We start from the raw sequence: 18879 nt of genomic DNA, 5'->3' as shown, positions 1-18879 counted from the left end.
AAATCTATTAGTTTAATTGAGGTCTAATATCGAGAATTTTTACGCGATGTTCAAATCCGTTCTGTACAAAAATGAAACGCTCATTTATTTTTCGTTTTAAAATCGCCTGTGCAAGTTCTGTCGTATAGGAAAGATGATTCTTCTGTAAATCACCTTCACCATATCCGACGATTGTATATTGATATAATTCTTCTTCGTTAAATTGAAGTGTGACAATCGTGCCCACGTGGACTTCGTTCGGTAGTCGCTTTTGATAGGCAGGAGAATCTTCGATGATTTTAGCTCGCTGTATGACTTCTTCAATTTGTTGAAGCGTTTTTTGAATTTCTTTATATTTTAAAAACTCCTCTGTTAAATTATCTGAACTATGATCCATTTGAATCGCTTGATTTAACAAATCATATTGCTCTTTTTTAGAAAATTGTAAGGTTTCATATTTTACTTGAAGTTGTTCAAATGTTTTTTTAGAAAACCAATACGTATCCATTTCGCCACATCCTTATTCGCTTTGTTACACTCATCATATAAAATAGCATGTGCATTTTTTTACACACTTGAAAGGAATTTAGAAAAATGTTACCAACTAAAAATAAATTATTTCTGACATACTATGTATTAAAGCAGTATTCTAATAAAGAAAATCCTATGAATGCAACGGAAGTAGCTAAAAAAGTGCAGGAAGTATTCGAACTTGAAAAAGCACCAAATCGACGTACAATTTACGATCATTTCGAGGATTTAGAGTTAATTTCAGAGGTATATGAACAGACTGTCTCGTTTCGTTTAGTACGAACGCCGAATCGAGAAGTGTATATGGAATCAACGATTTCGTCTGGTGAGGCGCATTTACTGAGTGATGCCGTTGCGACTTCACGCTTTATCGATTTAGAGCAGAGTCGAAGTTTAATTCAAAAGCTTGGAGTCGTTGTCGGACAGAATTTGAAGAACTTTTTTGAACCGCGTCTTCATTTTAAAGCAACAGATAAAAAAGAGTATAATGAACAATTATTTCAAAATATCGACGTCTTAACAGAAGCGATTAAAAAAGGAAAAAAAGTGACGTTACAATATTTAAAATATGACGTGAATAAACAGCTTGTACCAAGTCGACCAGACGAAAATAATGGCTATAAAAAAATTCGTCCATACTATTTGATCTGGCAAATCAATAAATACTATCTCATGTATTATTATGATGATAGTACATCGCCGCGTTTCATGCGCGTGGATAAAATGCGTGATGTGACGATGATTGATGAAGCAGTTGGTGAGTTGAAAGATATTCCGAATTTATCAGACTACACGCGAAACCAAGCATATATGTTTGGTGGAATGCCTGAGTATATTCGATTCCGCTGCAAGATGTATAGCATCGGTCAAGTAATCGACTTCTTCGGTGAAGATGTCACAATCAAACCAATTGATGACGAATATTTCCAAGTCGAAGTGTACACGTCATGCGAGAGTATTAAGTTTTGGCTCATGCAATATATTTCTTCAATCGATCAAATCGAACCATTAAAGTTAGCTGTGGAAATCGAAGAAATGTTAGAAGATGGGCTACGCCGTAATCGTGTAAAACAGAAAGAAACTTTTCTATAAAATAGAAGTCTATATAGAGGAATAACAAAATGGATTGGAGCAACCTCTATATGAAAAAATATACATTACCTTTATTACCTATCATTTTAGGTGCATTAAGTTTTTTAACTTTCAATTTAATTGGATCACGAGTAGCAGCTGATGGAACATTACAAGAACCATTCTTTTTAATTCTAATCGGTTTCATGTTTTTATTCATCGGCATTATTTGGACAGCATTGCGCTTCATTATGAGTAAAAATCAAAAAGTAAATATATAAATTTAAAATGAGACTTCGTATCAAAGGCGAGGTCTCATTTTTGATTAGTCTGGTTGAAAGGGACAAAACCGCGCGCGAAAGGGAATCCCCGCCATTGAAAGGGACAAATCGACGCGCGAAAGGGAATCCTCGCCGTTGAAAGGGACAAAACCACGCGCGAAAGGGAATCGCCGCCATTGAAAGGGACAAAACCACGCGCGAAAGGGAATCGCCGTCGCTGAAAGGGACAAACTCACACGCGAAAGGGAATCTCAGCAATTGAAAGGGACAAATCCGCGCGCGAAAGGGAATCCTGGCATTTGAAAGGGACAAATCCGCGCGCGAAAGGGAATCCTGGCATTTGAAAGGGACAAATCCGCGCGCGAAAGGGAATCCTGGCATTTGAAAGGGACAAATCCGCGCGCGAAAGGGAATCCCGGCAATTGAAAGGGACAAATCCACGCGCGAAAGGGAAAACTCGCCGTTGAAAGGGACAAATCCACGCGCGAAAGGGAATCTCTGTTATTGAAAGGGACAAATCCACGCGCGAAAGGGAAACCTGGTCGTTGAATGTCCCGAATCGAGCAGCGAATGTACCAACTTCCAATCTCACCTGCCACCTTGGAAAACTTTTACTTAACCGAAACTTAACTACAATGAAATTTCGATTAAGTTGGGTTGCTGTTCTTGGAAATCTTTCTTCAAGCGATAGGCAAATTCTTTCATCAACTGTGTTTCATGGCGATTGGATTTTGTCACAATCCCGAATGAATGCGTTGTTGGAATCTCTGTTAAAAAGTCGATTTTCACAGAAGACATATCTTGCATGAATCGTTGTGAATGATTAAAGGTTAAGTCGAGTCCGATTGTGTATGCTTTATTCTCTTCCACATATTGCTGAACGATATGCGGATTGTTCACACTAATGACGATATCATTTCGTCCGAAGACGCGCTTCATCTCATTCATCGTCGCAATCACGATTTTATCGTCGAATAGAATGACAGGCTGTTCACCAAGTTCTTCCGTCACAACCTTGCCTCCTTGAATGACAGGGGAATCTTTATGTGCGACAATGAACACCTCACAGTCTTGAATCTTCGTGAAGGCGAGGTCAGGGTATTTTTCTAAGTCTTCATGGTTGTAAACAGCGAGTGCAATATCGACTTTTTCGCTTTTCAATTCTTCCAACATCGTCTGTGAGTTTTGTTCACGAATTTGAATGTTGATGTCAGGATAGATGGATTTCATCTGCTGCGCTGTCGCAAAAAGTTGGAAGAACGGTCCTGGAATGGATGCGACCTTTAATGTGCCCGTCAATTTATTTTGTAACACTTCAGCAGATTCATATAAATCGTCGAGTGCGAATAAGATTTTTTTTGCCTGCGCCACAATAATGCGCCCTTCTTTTGTGATCGTCGAACCTGTGCGATTGCGCTGAAATAATGTAAGTCCAAGTTCCGCTTCAATCTTGTTCAAACCTTGACTGAGTGCAGACAAGGTAATATGTAGATGTTCGGCTGCGTCCTTTAACGTTCCGAATTTTTCTACGGTTACAATGTATTTTAATTGTTCAAATGTCATTGAAAACCACCCCTTAGTTTAAGAATACTGAATTAATGTTAATTATAATGAAATTTACATTAACTAAAAAGTTATTTACACTAAATTGAGAGAAAACGTTTTCCATTTTCAAAAAAGGAGTGTTTCCACATGAAAAATAATCGATATCGCATTGCGAATCGAGAAGCATTAATGGGGATTGGGCTTGTGATCGTCAACTTCGCCATCTGGTACGGTTTTGCGTATGGGCTTGGTAGTGGCGATCCAGAAAAATATACATATGTTCTCGGTTTCCCAGCATGGTTCTTCTATAGTTGTATCGCAGGAACTGTGTTTATGATTATCCTAATTTATTTTGTAATCAAGTTCTTCTTTAAAGAGGTTGATTTTGAGGAGGAAGAAGAATAATGCAGTGGTCGGTCATTCTGCCATTAGCCATTTTTGTTGTCATTATTTTTGGAATTGGTTTTTGGTCAAATAAATTCGTTACAAAATCAGATTCGTTCCTATCTGAATATTTCTTAGGTGGACGTGAAATGGGCGGGTTCCTACTAGCCATGACGATGATGGCGACATATGGAAGTGCTTCATCTTTCATTAGTGGTCCAGGTGTTGCCTATAATACAGGACTTGGTTGGGTGTTGCTTGCACTTGCACAACTGCCAGCAGGTTATTTTGTTTTAATGATTTTAGGGAAAAAATTTGCGATTGTTACACGCAAATTCAAATCAATTACACTCATCGACTTTTTACGTGCACGCTACAACAGTAACGCCGTCGTTATTTTATCAGCAATCAGCATTATTATTTTCTTATTCGCTTCGATGGTCGCACAGTGGGTAGGGGGCGCACGTCTAATTGAGTCGCTAACTGGTATGAAATATACAACAGCGCTATTCATTTTCGCAGTTGTCGTGTTAGTCTATGTGGTCATCGGTGGTTTCCGAGCAGTTGCATTAACGGATGCATTACAAGGAACGATCATGGTCATTGGTACAATCATTCTATTAGTCGGCGTAGTCATCGCAGGCGGCGGGATTGACAATATTATGAGTGATTTAGTAAAAGAAAATGCGGAACTCGTATCGCCATTCGGTGTCGGTCATGCCTACTCACCAGCCTACGTGTCGTCCTTCTGGATACTTGTCGGTGTCGGTGTTATTGGTCTACCGCAAATCGCTGTACGTGCGATGAGTTATAAAAATTCACGCGGTATGCATCGTGCCATCTTAATTGGTACAATTGGAATCGCAACCATCATGTTCGGCATGCACTTAGTTGGGATTTTCGGTCGCGCTGTTTTACCAGGAATCGAGCTAGGCGATAAAGTGATGCCAGCTTTAACGATGAACGTTCTACCACCATTCGTCGCAGGAATTGTACTTGCTGCACCAATGGCAGCGATTATGTCGACGGTCAATGCACTACTCATGATGGTTAGTTCGACAATCGTAAAAGATATTTATCTACATTACATTAAGCCTGATTCAAGTGATGAACATGTGAAAAAGACGAGTTTCATCATTACAGCAGTTGTAGGGATTTTAGTCGTGATTATGTCACTAAATCCACCAGAAATTATTGTGTGGTTAAATCTATTCGCATTCGGTGGACTGGAAGCCGTATTCGTATGGCCAATCGTTCTCGGTCTCTATTGGAAGAAGGCGAATAAGTTTGGTGCGATGGCTTCCATGCTTGTCGGAGTCGTTCTCTATATCGCCATTACCCAATTCTCACCAAATATCTTTGGTGTACACAGTATTACATTCCCAATTGTATGTGGTCTGATTACATTCGTGATTGTTAGCCTACTTACACATCACAAAATCAAAGAAGCACCACAATATATTTAATAGTTGAAGCAGTATGCGATTTTGCATGCTGCTTTTTTGTGCGAGTGCTCCGTTTTCGCCCTCGAATGTTCCGAATCAGGGGGCGAATGTCCCGTTTCCGTCCTCGAATGTCCCGTTTCGCCGGTCGAATGTTCGAATTCACACAAGCCTAGTCAATTCAAGTCCCCTTCTATTACTCAAAAGCCTTGAAGAAAGTGCGGGGAGTGAGCAATTTAGTCTGTTAGGCGAGTGCCCCGTTTCCGCCCTCGAATGTCCTGAATCAGGGAGCGAGTGCCCTAATTTCATCACCGCTGAAAGGTAATCTTGGCAATTGAAAGGGAATCCCCGCCGTTGAAAGGGACAAATCCGCGCGCGAAAGGGAATCCCCGCCATTGAAAGGGACAAACTCGCGCGCGAAAGGGAATCGTCGCAATTGAAAGGGACAAACTCGCGCGCGAAAGGGAATCACCGCTCTCCGAAAGGAGCATATTTCATGTTTTACCATGCTAAAACGTTATCAAACTAACAAGTGAACTACTTTTCTCAAATAGCGTTTTGCTCGAAAAATATATGGTATGATGATGAAAAAAATAGAAGGAGTGTTGGAAATGGCGATCCTTGGGACATTTTTATTGATGTCTTTTTTACTCATAATTTTGCCGGGACCAGACTCTAGTTTGGTCATTCAAAATTCGATTATGTATGGACAAAAAGCAGGTTTTAAGACCGTTATGGGATCAGTTTCGGGTTTACTTATTCATACAAGTGCTGCAGTTCTTGGATTATCGGCTCTACTAATGCAGTCGGCAACATTATTTACTATATTAAAATACATAGGTGCAGCTTATTTAATTTATATCGGTTTTAGTGCATTGCGCACATTAAAAAATCCGCCGACAGAGGAAGAAATCGTCGTAAAAGGGAAAGAAAAATCCTTTTTCTTACAAGGCTTCATTACATGTGCATCTAACCCGAAAGTAGCTGTATTCTTTTTAACGTTCTTGCCACAATTTGTGCAGCCAAATTATAACCATATGTTACAGTTTGCAGTGATGGGAATCATCTATGCGGTGATGACGATTATTTGGTTTTTATTATATGTTTATTTAATTGATGTGTTTTCGAAATGGCTCAAAAGACCAACTGTACAAAAGTCAATTCAAGGCTGTACAGGCATCGTCTTATTACTATTTGGTCTTCGCTTAGCATTAGAAAAAACAAATTAAGTCCTCAAATAACTATTGAGGTCTTTTTTTTATGGGTATAGGAAAGAGATGTAGTAAAAAAGTAAGTAGTGTTTTGGCGAATATTGTATAATTCATTTTATAAAGGGGGAATGCTCTATATGAAGAAAGTGGCGTTGAATGTGGGAGAATATCAAGGGGTTACGTATTATTCAGATAATGAAGAAGAACGATATCTTTTAAAAGCTATTCGTGATCCAGAAGTGGATAAGTCTGTTACAGTTATTATGTTAAATCCAACAACTACAGAAGAAGCATTAGCAGATCCTGTTGTACAAAAAGTTATCCACTATTTTCCTAATAAAGCAGGTAAAGTTAATATTGTTAATTTATTCCCTTTTCGAGAAAATCATATTCATCAACTAGATGAACACATGAAGGGGCAGAATATGCGCGATTTTAGTATTATTAAACAAAATTTGCATATGATTAAATTAGCAATTAAAGACGCCGATGAAATTATTTTAGCCTGGGGGAGCTTACCAGATGGTTTTTCTGAGGCACACTATCATACATGTATTCGTGATATTGTTCATCTAATTCGTGTGTTTCATAAGACAAATCACTGTTATGTTTTTGAGATTGAGGGACAGAAATCTTTACTGACATGGGACAATCATCCGCATCATCCAAGAGAAGGAAAAATTAAAGGTTTACAACATGTGTCTGAACTTTGGATAGAAGATGGTTGCTTAGTACTTCGTTTTCAATAGAATAGCTGTTTTTCGTGGTAAAAAATGTTAAAATGAATACATTAATTTAAGGAGGAGATCGTGTGACTATGTATAAAAATATTATTATCGCAATGGATGGCTCCGAAAATGCAAAGAAAGCACTAGATCGTGCAGTAGTACTTGCCAAAATGAATAAAGCAAAACTGTATATCGTGAATATAATTGATACACGTACATGGGCGAACATTGAAGCGCATAATGCAGAGAAGCTTCAACAAGAGGCAGAGGTATTCTCAAAAAGTTTAATGGATAGTTATAATGAAGCAGAACTAGCAGACATTGAAGATGTAAATATTATTGTGGAAGCAGGTTCTCCAAGAACAATGATTACACATGAGATTTCTCGTCGTGTAAACGCAGATTTAATTATTTGTGGAGCATCTGGACTTAGCAAGACAGCTCGTTTTCTTTTAGGAAGCGTTTCAGAAAATATTGTTCGCACAGCAGAATGTGACGTATTAGTTATACGTCATCAGTGAAGAAAGAGGCCATTAATCAGCCTCTTTTTTTTGAACCTTAACGCTCATTTTATTCCATAAATTAGTTGTTTTAATATGAATTAAGTACTATAATATGGAAAAAAGATCTATTCCGAAGGGGTGTTTAGATGAAGAAAACGTGGTTTATTGGTTTTGAATCGTATGATGTAATATTTCAAAAAGATTTGTATAAAAGAGAACTTGATTTATCGAATATACTATGTAGATTAGGTAATTTATTAGAAGTTTCATACATAAGTGAAAATTATACAGAGGAATATCAATTATATACGTATGAAAAAGAACAAGAATGTTTTCTAAAACTCTATACACAATTTAAACAAGGAATTATTCACATTGAGCAGAAGATTATAGATGAAAAGGAGAGACGAAAAAATTTTTTGATTCAACATCAAGTCCAAGAATGGATTGCAATGTTACCAGATGTATTCGACATGCATAAACAGCTATCTACATTTGAACATGGCGAATGGAAGATGTGGCTAGGTTTTTGTCTAAAGCAACATCAAATTACACCTTTAAAAGCACATACATATCAAAAATTAGTTGAATTAGCCTGTCTTTTTTATGCATGGTATTTTCTTAATCATGTAATAGATTGGGAGCGATTTGATATAGATCCAATTTATCGTGCAAATCAACAATATTATTTAAAAAAACATTATGATGAAGCTACTTTTTATCGCTTAGAACACCTGATGATTTTTCAAAAAATATATCTACTTTTTTAAAAGAAAACAATCTAAATTGGTTCGCTGTAAAGAAAAAGGGAAGAACCTATTTAGATCGTTTTTTATGTTTTATTTCTTTTGTAATGTATAAGACACTTCGTCGCTAATAGTTCCATCCTCTTGAATTCGATAGAGTTCATATGTATTAGCATTTGTTTCAACAATTGTATAAGTCGGTTTGTCATTTAACAGAAGTTGTCCTTCTTTAATGGTGTATTCACTAATCGTTTCATGTTGTCCATCTTTTAATGTAAGAAGATTAGCATCTTCATTGAAGTCCATTTCAATTGAGTGGTCATCAGTTCTTGCTGTATACTTTCCATTTAAAGAAATAGAACCACAAGCAGCAAGTAGGGTTGTTAGGACAAAAATAGCCCCTAAATTTGAAAGTTTTCTCATCGATTCAAACCTTTCATACTAGCATTCTATACTATCATAGCATAGGAATAGCTATTACTAAGTAAATTTTTTGTCAAAATCGTTACATGAAAAGAGCGGAGGGATTGAATGAAAAAGAAATTTTTAACTAGCTTTACAACGGTATTCTTGGGGATTGGGTTCATCATAACACCTACAGCACAGGCGGCTGAGCCACTTACAGAGGTCAAAAATATTGTCAAACAAGTCTACTATCCTGGTGTATCAGACAAAACGCTACAACAAGCAAAAACAATTAAACAATTAATGAGTAAACTCGATCCATACTCAGAATATTTAACATCTGCGCAAATGAAACAATTCATCAATAGTATCGAAATGAATTATGTCGGAGTAGGCGTTACAGTGCTAGCCCATACAAAAGGATTAAAAATTACAGAAGTCGTTGCCAATTCGCCAGCTAAAAAACAGGGGATTCAAAAAGGACATATTATCACAAAGGTAAATAACAAAAATTTAAAAGGAATGAAGTATGAACAAGCTATTGCCTTATTAGCAGGTAAGGTGAACACGAATGTAACGATAACAGTTTTGAACCCAAAAACGAATCACACGAAGTCGTACACAATGAAACGCCAAAAACTAAATGTACCAAATGTTGAAACGAAGCGACTGGCAGGAGGTGTTGGTTACATTCGTCTTAATAGTTTTGCATCGAATAGTGCGCGTGACTTACAAAATCATATGGCGAAATTAAAAGATGTGAATAGCTGGATTCTCGATTTACGTGGTAATCCTGGAGGCGATGTAGAAGCAGCTGAAAAAGTAATTGGTATGTTTAAAAAGGCAAAGTGCGCATACTATATTAAATTCGCAAAGGACAAAACCTATTACTATCAGCCACCTGTTAAACAAAAAAAGCAATTTAATGGTTCTGTAGCGGTTCTTGTAAATCAGCATTCCGCAAGTGCTTCAGAAATGACAGCTGCAGCCGTAAAGGGGCAAAAATTAGGGACAGTTTACGGACAAAAAACCTATGGAAAAGGCGTGCAACAAGGCTTATTCCCACTTAAAAATAATAAGGGCTATTTAAAATTAACAATGGCAGAATTTTTCGGTCCAACAACCGGAACAGGATTTACAAAGATTCATCGCGTAGGTGTTACACCAAATGTTAAAACAGTAGTTGGAGCAGAAGTACAGACGAGTCATAAAGCATTACTTCAAAAGGCTCTCGCGAAAAATAGTGTAAAAACGAATAGCTATGTCATGTCTTACAACAAGCAAACGATGACTGTTAAACCGTCTAAAACACTGTCATGGTCGAAATTGAAAAACGCCAAAGTCTATGTCATGCAAATTGGTGACACGACACAAAAAGTAACCGTAAAAAGAGCCTCTCAACAACTCGTTATTCAACCGAAAACGACATTGAAAAAAGGCTCAACGTATTATGTGAAAATAAAGCCAACAACAGGTAAATCGACGTACACCTATATGCGCGTTGGAAATTAAGATGCTTTAATAAGCATCAGTGATGAAGTAATCGTCGCAATAACACGATTACGCTGATATACTTCTGACTCCACATAGGCAATCGTCTTGCCTAACTTCTTAACGATTGTACGAATTTCTGCTTCACCAACTGTACCAGGGCGATGATAGGTTGATTGAATGGATATACTCGTGAAGCCAATATTAGGTTTTACGACACTGAGTAAAGCGTAAGCCATGCCAATATCGGCGGCTGCAGTAATAAAGCCACCAAGTACCGTACCATTGCCATTTAATTGTTCCGGTGTAATCTGCCAGTGACAAGTAGATTGTCCTTCATTGGCTTCTTTAAATGTGACATGAAGTAAACTTTCAGAAGGTGATGCTTTGATTCCTTGCTCTAATAAAAAGTCGAGTCGATTCATCTGTAAAACCTCCAATTTTTGTATAATTATATAGTAAAAGGAGAAATCTCGCTCAGATTTCTCCTTTTTTCATCGTATTTATTTTTCGATAATGCCTTTGAATGTAGCTGTACAAAGTGCTACCAATTCACCAGCTGGATTGTGAATACGTCCTTCTACAATAACTGTTGAACGTGTTTTTTCGATGACCTGACCTGTGATTTTTTGAATACCTTCATCGCCTTGACGAATAAAGCGCGTTTCCATCTGAATCGTTAGGACATTATCAAAACCAACAGACATCGTTGCCATTCCCATTACATTATCGAGTGCCATCATGATAATACCACCATGTAATGTTCCGCTTGTATTTTCAATTTCTTTTTTAAATGGTAAATGAATCTCAGCGTAACCGTTTTCAGCTTTGACGAATTGAAAACCAACTTTATGCCAAAGATCAAGTGCTTCAAAACGTTGTTGAATTGAAAGTTTCGTTGTCAAAAGAATTCCTCCTGAATAAATAAGCTTACTATTAATCATAGTAAACAATACATTAAATTGCTATATAAAAATGATTTTTCCCATTAAATTGGGATAAAAAGTGTTTTGACAAAATTTCGACAATTATTGAAAACGGAACCATACATATTATTTCGGAAAGTATATATTTCATGATATGATAGTGTTAAACATATTATAGGAGGTTTTTTTCAATTGAAAAAAATAATTGCAGCACTTTTTGTAGCGACATTAACATTCGCTGCGGTAGGACCAGTTCTATCATCAACTCAACCATTAACAGCAGATGCGCGTGGCTATAAATCAGGCAAAAGCGGCTTTAATGTCAGCAAAAGTCCATCAAATAACAACACAAACTCAAACGTACAAAATAAATCAAATACAACAAACAACAAAACAACAAACCAATCAGCAGCGCAAAAAAGTAACAAAGGCGGCCTAATGAAAGGCTTAATGCTTGGTGGTTTAGCAGGTTTACTATTCGGTGGTTTATTATCAGGTATGGGTGCTATGGGTAATATTTTAGGATTATTAGTAAACGTAATCGCGATTTTAGTCGTTATTATGTTAATCGCTAAAATCGTATCAATGTTCCGTAACAACAAACGTGATAAAGAAGAAGAGGATCGTAAAGCATGGAAATCGTAATCCCAGAACAAGACGTAATTAACTCAATTTGTTTATATCATGCACGCGAGAAAAATATCATTCCTGAAGATGTTGAAGTAGAGTTAATGTATGACGACGAATTAGGTTTTGAAGCAGAAGCATTCTCAAATGGCATGTCAACACTGTATAAAGAAGGTAATATGATTTCAGCGCTTCGTGTTTGGGTAGAAGATTACTTAAACATGAATCCATTCTCAACAAGTATTCGACTTGAACTGGATGACGAGCAAGGAATCATTGCATACGCAGCAGAATAGACAGTAAAGAACCTCAGATTTTAAAATCTGAGGTTCTTTTTTATACGGGAATAAGATCTTTTTTTAATTTACTTAACATTTTTTTAACTTTTGCAACTTGTTTACGTGAACTGAATTCTTCTAATACGCTAATGGCAGCCTCGCGATTCCCATTTGCTATATAAGCTTCTGCTAATAGAATCGCAAATTTATATTCTTTAGGGAATTTATCGTAAGCCTCTTTTGAAAATTTAATTGCTTCATTGAATCTTTTAAGAGCTACTAAAGCTTTACTGATTGATACATAAGGACGGTCGAAATCAGGCATCATCTCTTTTGCATGTTGCGCAAAATCAAGTGCCCATTTGGCATGATTTTTTTGTAAGCAATAATCAGAAACGACCCAATAGTACTCAGACGATTTTTTACGCAATGCGCCACGTTCGATTTCTTTTAACGGTTTCTTTTGTAAAAAGTTCATAACAAGTGGCTTTAATTGTTTCGTTTGTGCTAAAAAACGAGGTACGCGATGTCCAGCATACGGAATCTTTAAAATACGTGCTTTTGGATAAGACGGCAAAATTTCATGTTTGATATATGGTTCATCTACTAAATTTTGCGGATCATATACAATCGTAATATTTGGGTTATGTGAAACAGGATGTGGAGAAATATGTTTAAAAGGCTCTTTTACAACGATGGTACGCGCACCATAATCTGGATTAGCAGAGTTTCTAGGAGCCATCGCTAAAATACGAATATCTGATATAAGGGAACCAAAGTATAATGCAGCATAGCCACCTAAACTCGTTCCATAAGCAAACTTATCTTCATATGTAGAGAAAACAGGTGAAGTAGAGTCGATATAATCTTCTCGAGATAAATCTTGGTGAAAGTTACGCACGTGGTCGCGGCGTAAGGCAACTAAGTCCATGTCATTCTTTTTAATTAAGTTAAATGAGAACGGTATATCATGCCATGTTTTATCAATCGTATCAAATGTTGCGACAACACGTTCATTAGGTATTTGGTGTTTGTATAGTTCGATACGTGATTTACCATTATTAAAAATAATATATTTTCGGTAGGAGTCTTTAAATAACTTACTATATTCTTCAGGATTCTCATTTCTTATCGTTTCAACGAGTTGTTTTGATTCTTCCTTTTGTCCAAGTAATTGTAAACAAACGGAATAATCATATAGTGATGTGGTAGTTACTTCTTGATCATGTAACAAGGGGAATAATTGTGAAGCCCATTTCCAATCAAAGATTTGCATAGCTTTTTTCGTAACAAAACGAAGATAAGGGCTATTTTTTTTGTTCTGCTCAATTCCAAGTATGGCAATTTTTTTAGCTAATTCCTTTTCTTCTATATTTAACAAGTAATTGATACAGCTTTCATAGAAAAAACGAGACGCAGCTTTTTTACCAATCATTTTTTTTATCATTTTACGAAGTACAAAAGTCTTTTCATTTTTAGCCTTTAATAAGGAACGAATTTCATGGTTACACGGATAATGTTGTAAACCTTCCTTTAAAAGGCGTGAATAATTTTTTCCTTTTATTTGTTTAGCCAATTCTATGTATTGATGTGCAGATGGTTTTACAGGGTCTTGCTGAATCATGCTACATAATTCTGCTTGTAATGCTTTCGAATCCATGAAGGATTCACTCCTTTCAAAATACAATCAATACAATTAAAACATAATTCCCAGTAACATTTTTACAGAATAGTGAATTGTAATAAATTTTAAGGAACCTGTAACTGATAGGTAATATTAAGTGTTTTTGTTAAAAGAATGTAATATCTTTTTTGATAAATTTCTGAAGTAAGCTATAAAATTGTAATTAAATGGATATATTGCGAAATCATTAAAAAACAATGACTTGATTCATAAGTGAAAAAATACAATTTAAAGTCGAAGTCTGTCGAATAATGACTGGTTCATTAGTCCTTATTTGATTATTTTGTAAATAAAGAGCTTTATTTATCATAAATTTTAATAAAATATACCAATTATTAGATTCGAAAGTACTTGTTATAGGTAATAATTATGTCGAATGTTATTTTTTTGATAAAAAGTAGAAAAGTATCGTAATTTTATGATTAATTTTCAGAAAATAGTAAAATAAATTATAAAAAACAAATAAAATAGTAATTTAATGATAATTATCATCAAATTACTAGGTAAAATAAATTATTATTCTATATTTTAGTAATAAATTTAGAAAAAGGCTAAAAAAATAAGAAATGATGTGATATAGTAGTCAATAAGTGATACATGAAGGACTTATGTAGGATATTGTTTAGGATTATTCTCATGCACTCGAGTGTATTACGAATAAATAACATTTGTGACTAAAAAGGAGATTTTCAATTATGGGTAACTTTAAATTAATTAAAACTGCAGCAGCCCTAGCATTAGGTGCTTCAGTTGTAACATCAGCAGTAGCAACTACGGATGCATCTGCAGCAAGCAAATACAAAATCAAGTCTGGTAAATTAGTTTACGCTAAATCAGGTAAAGTAGTTAAAGGTTATGTAACTTACAAATCAACTGTTTACAAAAACGGTAAAAAACTTACTGGTTTAAAAGGCAAAACTTACTACAAAGCTGGTAAAAAAGCGACTGGTACTTACAAAGGCGTTTACTACGTAAAAGGCGTTAAAAAAGTAACTACTGGTACTTATAACAAAGCTTACTACGTAAAAGGTGTTAAAAAAGTATCTACAGGTCTTTACGCTTCTAAATACTACAAAGATGGTAAAGTAGCTACTGGAACTTACAAAGGCGCTTACTATGTAAACGGCGTGAAAAAAGTAACTACTGGTACTTATAACGGTGCTTACTACGTAAAAGGTAAAAAAGTTGTATCTACAGGTCTTTACGCTGATAAATTATATGTAGCTGGTAAATTAAACAAAGGCTACAAATTATACAACGAAAACCTTTACAAAGATGCAGTATTAAACACTGAATTAGCACTATTCGAAGGTAAATTATACGATGGCGCTAAACAAAACGATAAATTAGTAATCTTTGATGGTAAATTATACGATGGCGTTAAAGTAAACGAAGGCATCAAAGAATTCGACGGTAAATGGTACAACGATGCAGAACTTGCTAACGGTACATTCACTATCGAAGGTAAAGAAGTAGCAATCGAAAAAGGTATCGAAGTAGGCGCTAAAGTTGCTTCAGTTGAAGCAGTAAACGGTACAACATTTGTTGTGAAATTCAACAAAGCAGTAGATAAAAAATCTGCAGAAGCAGCAACAGTAAAAGTTGGTGCAACTAGTTTAACAGCTGGTAAACTATCTGAAGATGGTCGTACATTAACTTTCACAACAGAAGATGCAATCGAAGCTAAAGATGCAACAGTTGAAGTACCTGCAATCGTAACAAAAGCAGACGAGAAAGTATCTACACCTAAATATGTAACAGTATTAAACTACAAAGATACAGTAGCACCAGTAATTGCTTCAGCATCATCAGCAATCGCTACAATCGATGCAACAACTACTAATAAAGTAACTGTTAAATTCTCAGAAACAGTACAAACTGCAGGCATCGCTTACGTAAATGGCGAAGCAGCAACAGTATCACAAGGTACTAACAAAGATGAGTTAATCTTAACTTTCACAAAAGCATTAAAAGCTGGTGAAGCAGTAGAAGTTAAATTAACAAATGTAAAAGATATCGCTGGTAACACAATCGATCCAAACCCAGCTACAGTAACAACTCAAGTTGTAGCAGCAGATGCAGTAGCACCAGTCGTTACAAACGTAACAACTAAAGGTTTAACTGTAACAGTTGCATACGATAAAGAAGTAACAAACCAAGTAATTGATGCAGCTAAAACATATGTATCAGCAAACGGTACAAAAGTAGCTTCATTAACTTACTCTTCAATTTCTGAAGATAAAAAATCTGTAACATACACAGTAGAATTTGGTTCAGATACTGCAGGTGTAGCAGCTAAAGCAGCATACGATAAAGATCACACATTCACAGGTATGTTATATGCACAAGAAGGTTTAGTTTTAGATAACGCTAAAAACAAATCTGCAGCATTCACACAATCAGTGAAATTCGAAGCAGATACAACTGCACCAACACTAGTTTCTTCTGAATTCAAAGAAGGTAAATTAGTACTTTCATACGATGAAGAAGTAGTATTAGGCGCTAGCGCGAAAGTAACTTACTTTGAGAAGAATGCATCGACTGGATACATCGGTTCTACAGAAGAAATTGACTTAAGTAGCAAAGCAGTAATCGATGGTAAAACTGTAACTGTAACAGTACCAGCTTTAGATGCAGAGAAAACATATGAGTTCAATGCAGCAAAAGGTACATTCAAAGATGCAGCAAACAACGAAGTAGCAGCATTCACAAAAACAATTACAACTCCGAAAGAAGAAGTAGTTGAAGCAGAAGATAAAGTAGCACCAGCTATCACAGCAGAGCAAGGCAATGCAGGAGCATATACTTTAACTTACACAGTAACAGATGCATTAAATAATTTAGACTTCGCAAGCATTTTAGATGTAGCGAACTACACATTTGCAGGTAAAGCATTACCATCAGGTACAAAAATTACAACTGATGCAACTGGCGCAGCTAAAACAGCTAACGTAACAGTGACATTACCAAAATCAGCATTTGCTAAAGATGCTAAAGGTGTATTCACAATTACAGGTATCAAAGATATTAAAGGTAACGCTGTAAAAGAAATCGTAACAACTGCAGAAGTAACATTTAAAGATGCAGTAGCTCCTGAATTAACAGCAGCTAAAATCAATGCAGACGGTACAATTACAATGACATTATCTGAAGAATTAGCAACAGCTTTAGTTGATGGTGATGTTAAAGTAACAGCTACTAAAGGCGGTACTCCAACAGTGATCGCAGGAGCAGTAGCTGCAGGTAAAGGTGCAGACGCAGGTAAATATGTATTCACAGCAAATACTCAAGCAGCAGATATCTTAGCAGCAGATTCAGTAGTAGTTGAAACAGTAGAAGTAACTACAGGTGCAGATGCAGCAACTAACAAAGTTGTTGGCGGCACAAAAATTACTGCAACAAAATAATTCAAACGCAAGTTAATAACCCAAACTTTATGTGTTCACACATAACAACAGTAGGAATCGCCACGTGCGATTCCTACTTTTTGGTTTTTGGAAAAAATGGCTTCATAGTGTGAGAAGGGGCGAGTGACCCGTTTTCGCCCTCTAATGACCCGAATTGAACAACGAATGACCCAACAACCAAATCGAATGTCCCGTTTCGCCACACGAATGTTCGAATTCGCACTATCATAGTCAATTTAAGTTCTCTTGAATTACTCAAAAGCCTTGAAGAAAGTACGGAGAGGGAGCAATTAAGGTTGTTCGTGCGAGTGAACCAATTTCGCCCTCGAATGTTCCGTTTGGGCGGGCGAGTGACCCGAATCGAACGGCGAGTGACCCAACAACCTAAGCGAATGACCTGTTTCGCCAGGCGAATGTTCGAATTCGCACTATCATAGTCAACTCAAGTCCCTTCCTATTACTCAAATGCCTTGAAGAAAGTGCTTAAATGGAGCAATTTAGGTTTTTCGGGCGAGTGACCCGTTTTCGCCCTCGAATGTCCCGTTTGGACGAGCGAATGACCCGAATCGAACAACGAATGACCCAACAACCTAAGCGAATGTCCCGTTTCGCCACACGAATGTTCGAATTCGCACAAGTCTAGTCAATTCAAGTCCCTAACACCCGACTCAAATTAAAAAACCAGAACAGTCCGTTCACTGTTCTGGTTCCAATTTATTTTCTTTTTTCACGCTGTACGGCGAGTAAAAATTGTGGGATTTTCAACATACGTTTAGCACGAGTTGGTTGTGTGATCAGGCGATAAAACCACTCTAAATTAAGGCGTATAAAGAGTTCTGGCGCACGATTGACTTGTCCTGATAGAACATCAAAGCTACCGCCTACACCCATCATAATGGCGTGCTGGAAGCGTTGAGCATGCTCTGCAATCCATTCTTCTTGTTTGGGTGCACCAAGCGCAACAAAGATGTGAGTTGGTTTTAATTCAGCAATTTTTTCAGCTACTTGAACGCCGTCGCCATCGCCACCATAGCCGTCAGAAACACCGACAATTTTGGCATTTGGAAAACGTTTTTTTGCTTCTTCAGCTGCTTTTTGAGCAACCCCTGGTTTACCACCGTAAAAATAAAAGCGGTGTTTTTCAACATCTGCTAGCGATAAAAATTCAAGTAATAATTCATAACCGGCAATGCGTTCTTGGAGAGGTGTGCCGAGCATCTTTGCGCCCATAACAACACCAATTCCGTCTGCTATAACATGATCGCTCGCACGTAAATAGCCTTCATATGTAGGATTTTCTTTAGCTAACATGATAATTTCTGGGTTGGCTGTGACAATTTGAATGGGACGTTTTTGTTTTTCTAACAAAATCATCATTTTTTTTGAAAATTGTGCTTTTGTTGTATTCGTAATGGGTATATTTAAAATGTTTACTTTATTCACGAGTTGTTCATTCCTTCGAGTTTAGTCCATTTCATTATATAAGAAAATGTAAAGAAAAGAATGTATAAACCGATAAAATAATTAGGAATAATATGGATTTTAAGGGATGATTATTAAATTCACACTATAGACATAGTTTGTGCCAAAAATTTCATTACATTGACACATTAATTTTCTAAAAAGAATGTGATATGATA

19 protein-coding genes are annotated in these 18879 nt (G+C 36.5%); 12 read left to right on the top strand and 7 right to left on the bottom strand.

The genetic code is table 11. The features are described 5' to 3' along the window. Positions 1 to 7: 7 nt before the first annotated feature. Positions 8 to 487 carry a GreA/GreB family elongation factor gene (locus ACKVQX_RS03030; protein WP_068455702.1) on the bottom strand — a complete coding sequence of 160 codons (480 nt, stop codon included), beginning with the start codon at positions 485 to 487 and terminating at the stop codon, positions 8 to 10. A gap of 86 nt (positions 488 to 573) precedes the next feature. Here ACKVQX_RS03030 and ACKVQX_RS03025 point away from each other — a divergent pair, with 86 nt between their 5' ends. Then, positions 574 to 1602, top strand: coding sequence for a helix-turn-helix transcriptional regulator (locus tag ACKVQX_RS03025; RefSeq protein WP_409136004.1), 1029 nt, complete (start codon positions 574 to 576; stop codon positions 1600 to 1602). 50 nt (positions 1603 to 1652) lie between these two features. Continuing rightward, complete coding sequence (locus ACKVQX_RS03020) at positions 1653 to 1862, top strand: DUF3955 domain-containing protein (protein ID WP_409136003.1); 210 nt, start codon at positions 1653 to 1655, stop codon at positions 1860 to 1862. Between the two features lie 630 nt (positions 1863 to 2492). Here the strand turns inward: ACKVQX_RS03020 and ACKVQX_RS03015 are convergent. After that, the gene (locus ACKVQX_RS03015) at positions 2493 to 3425 is read right to left on the bottom strand and encodes a LysR substrate-binding domain-containing protein (RefSeq protein ID WP_409136002.1); all 933 of its coding nucleotides are present in this window, start codon (positions 3423 to 3425) and stop codon (positions 2493 to 2495) included. 129 nt (positions 3426 to 3554) lie between these two features. Between ACKVQX_RS03015 and ACKVQX_RS03010 the strand changes: the two genes are divergently transcribed. From ACKVQX_RS03010 to ACKVQX_RS02985, 6 genes are all read left to right on the top strand, one after another. After that, positions 3555 to 3812, top strand: coding sequence for a YhdT family protein (locus ACKVQX_RS03010; RefSeq protein WP_068455689.1), 258 nt, complete (start codon positions 3555 to 3557; stop codon positions 3810 to 3812). Next, positions 3812 to 5257 carry a sodium/pantothenate symporter gene (gene panF, locus ACKVQX_RS03005; RefSeq protein ID WP_285215860.1) on the top strand — a complete coding sequence of 482 codons (1446 nt, stop codon included), beginning with the start codon at positions 3812 to 3814 and terminating at the stop codon, positions 5255 to 5257. The genes ACKVQX_RS03010 and panF overlap by 1 nt, the downstream gene beginning before the upstream one ends. A 587-nt stretch (positions 5258 to 5844) precedes the next feature. After that, positions 5845 to 6462 carry a LysE family translocator gene (locus ACKVQX_RS03000; RefSeq protein WP_087682296.1) on the top strand — a complete coding sequence of 206 codons (618 nt, stop codon included), beginning with the start codon at positions 5845 to 5847 and terminating at the stop codon, positions 6460 to 6462. Positions 6463 to 6581: 119 nt separating this feature from the next. Continuing rightward, on the top strand, positions 6582 to 7193 hold the full coding sequence (locus tag ACKVQX_RS02995; protein ID WP_409136001.1) for a DUF1643 domain-containing protein: 612 nt from the start codon (positions 6582 to 6584) through the stop codon (positions 7191 to 7193). A gap of 68 nt (positions 7194 to 7261) precedes the next feature. Then, positions 7262 to 7693 (top strand): universal stress protein, encoded by a 432-nt coding sequence (locus ACKVQX_RS02990; protein ID WP_068457549.1) that lies wholly within the window; start codon positions 7262 to 7264, stop codon positions 7691 to 7693. 128 nt (positions 7694 to 7821) lie between these two features. Next, the gene (locus tag ACKVQX_RS02985; RefSeq protein WP_368634558.1) at positions 7822 to 8445 is read left to right on the top strand and encodes a hypothetical protein; all 624 of its coding nucleotides are present in this window, start codon (positions 7822 to 7824) and stop codon (positions 8443 to 8445) included. Positions 8446 to 8514: 69 nt separating this feature from the next. Here the strand turns inward: ACKVQX_RS02985 and ACKVQX_RS02980 are convergent, their stop codons facing one another. After that, a complete protein-coding gene (locus ACKVQX_RS02980) occupies positions 8515 to 8844 on the bottom strand; it encodes a hypothetical protein (RefSeq protein WP_068455671.1) in 330 nt (109 codons plus the stop codon). 108 nt (positions 8845 to 8952) lie between these two features. Between ACKVQX_RS02980 and ACKVQX_RS02975 the strand changes: the two genes are divergently transcribed. Next, positions 8953 to 10338, top strand: a complete 1386-nt coding sequence (locus ACKVQX_RS02975; protein ID WP_409136000.1) for a S41 family peptidase — start codon at positions 8953 to 8955, stop codon at positions 10336 to 10338. Here the strand turns inward: ACKVQX_RS02975 and ACKVQX_RS02970 are convergent. Both ACKVQX_RS02970 and ACKVQX_RS02965 read right to left on the bottom strand, forming a co-directional pair. Beyond that, positions 10335 to 10742 carry a PaaI family thioesterase gene (locus ACKVQX_RS02970; protein WP_409135999.1) on the bottom strand — a complete coding sequence of 136 codons (408 nt, stop codon included), beginning with the start codon at positions 10740 to 10742 and terminating at the stop codon, positions 10335 to 10337. The two genes, ACKVQX_RS02975 and ACKVQX_RS02970, sit on opposite strands and share 4 nt — an antisense overlap. Positions 10743 to 10820: 78 nt before the next feature. After that, positions 10821 to 11222 (bottom strand): PaaI family thioesterase, encoded by a 402-nt coding sequence (locus tag ACKVQX_RS02965; RefSeq protein ID WP_141274932.1) that lies wholly within the window; start codon positions 11220 to 11222, stop codon positions 10821 to 10823. 213 nt (positions 11223 to 11435) lie between these two features. On the opposite strand from ACKVQX_RS02965, the gene ACKVQX_RS02960 reads away from it, so the two are divergent. Both ACKVQX_RS02960 and ACKVQX_RS02955 read left to right on the top strand, forming a co-directional pair. Next, entirely contained in the window at positions 11436 to 11888 is a 453-nt protein-coding gene (locus ACKVQX_RS02960) for a hypothetical protein (protein ID WP_068455661.1), read from the top strand. Beyond that, positions 11876 to 12166, top strand: coding sequence for a DUF2653 family protein (locus tag ACKVQX_RS02955; RefSeq protein WP_068455658.1), 291 nt, complete (start codon positions 11876 to 11878; stop codon positions 12164 to 12166). Before ACKVQX_RS02960 ends, ACKVQX_RS02955 begins: the two co-directional genes overlap by 13 nt. Before the next feature lie 40 nt (positions 12167 to 12206). Here ACKVQX_RS02955 and ACKVQX_RS02950 read toward each other — a convergent pair whose 3' ends face one another. Then, a complete protein-coding gene (locus tag ACKVQX_RS02950; protein ID WP_409135998.1) occupies positions 12207 to 13808 on the bottom strand; it encodes a tetratricopeptide repeat protein in 1602 nt (533 codons plus the stop codon). 719 nt (positions 13809 to 14527) lie between these two features. Between ACKVQX_RS02950 and ACKVQX_RS02945 the strand changes: the two genes are divergently transcribed. Continuing rightward, the gene (locus tag ACKVQX_RS02945; protein WP_409135997.1) at positions 14528 to 17239 is read left to right on the top strand and encodes an Ig-like domain-containing protein; all 2712 of its coding nucleotides are present in this window, start codon (positions 14528 to 14530) and stop codon (positions 17237 to 17239) included. Positions 17240 to 17953: 714 nt separating this feature from the next. On the opposite strand, the gene ACKVQX_RS02940 is transcribed toward ACKVQX_RS02945, so the two are convergent. After that, positions 17954 to 18682: a WecB/TagA/CpsF family glycosyltransferase gene (locus tag ACKVQX_RS02940; protein WP_409135996.1), complete on the bottom strand. Its 729-nt coding sequence runs from the start codon at positions 18680 to 18682 to the stop codon at positions 17954 to 17956. Positions 18683 to 18879: the final 197 nt, after the last annotated feature.

This window comes from Kurthia sp. ISK08 (assembly GCF_046159805.1).
Lineage (GTDB): Bacteria > Bacillota > Bacilli > Bacillales_A > Planococcaceae > Kurthia > Kurthia gibsonii.
Note: the sequence above shows the minus strand (reverse complement) of the source record. Positions and strands in the feature narration are given on the sequence as shown.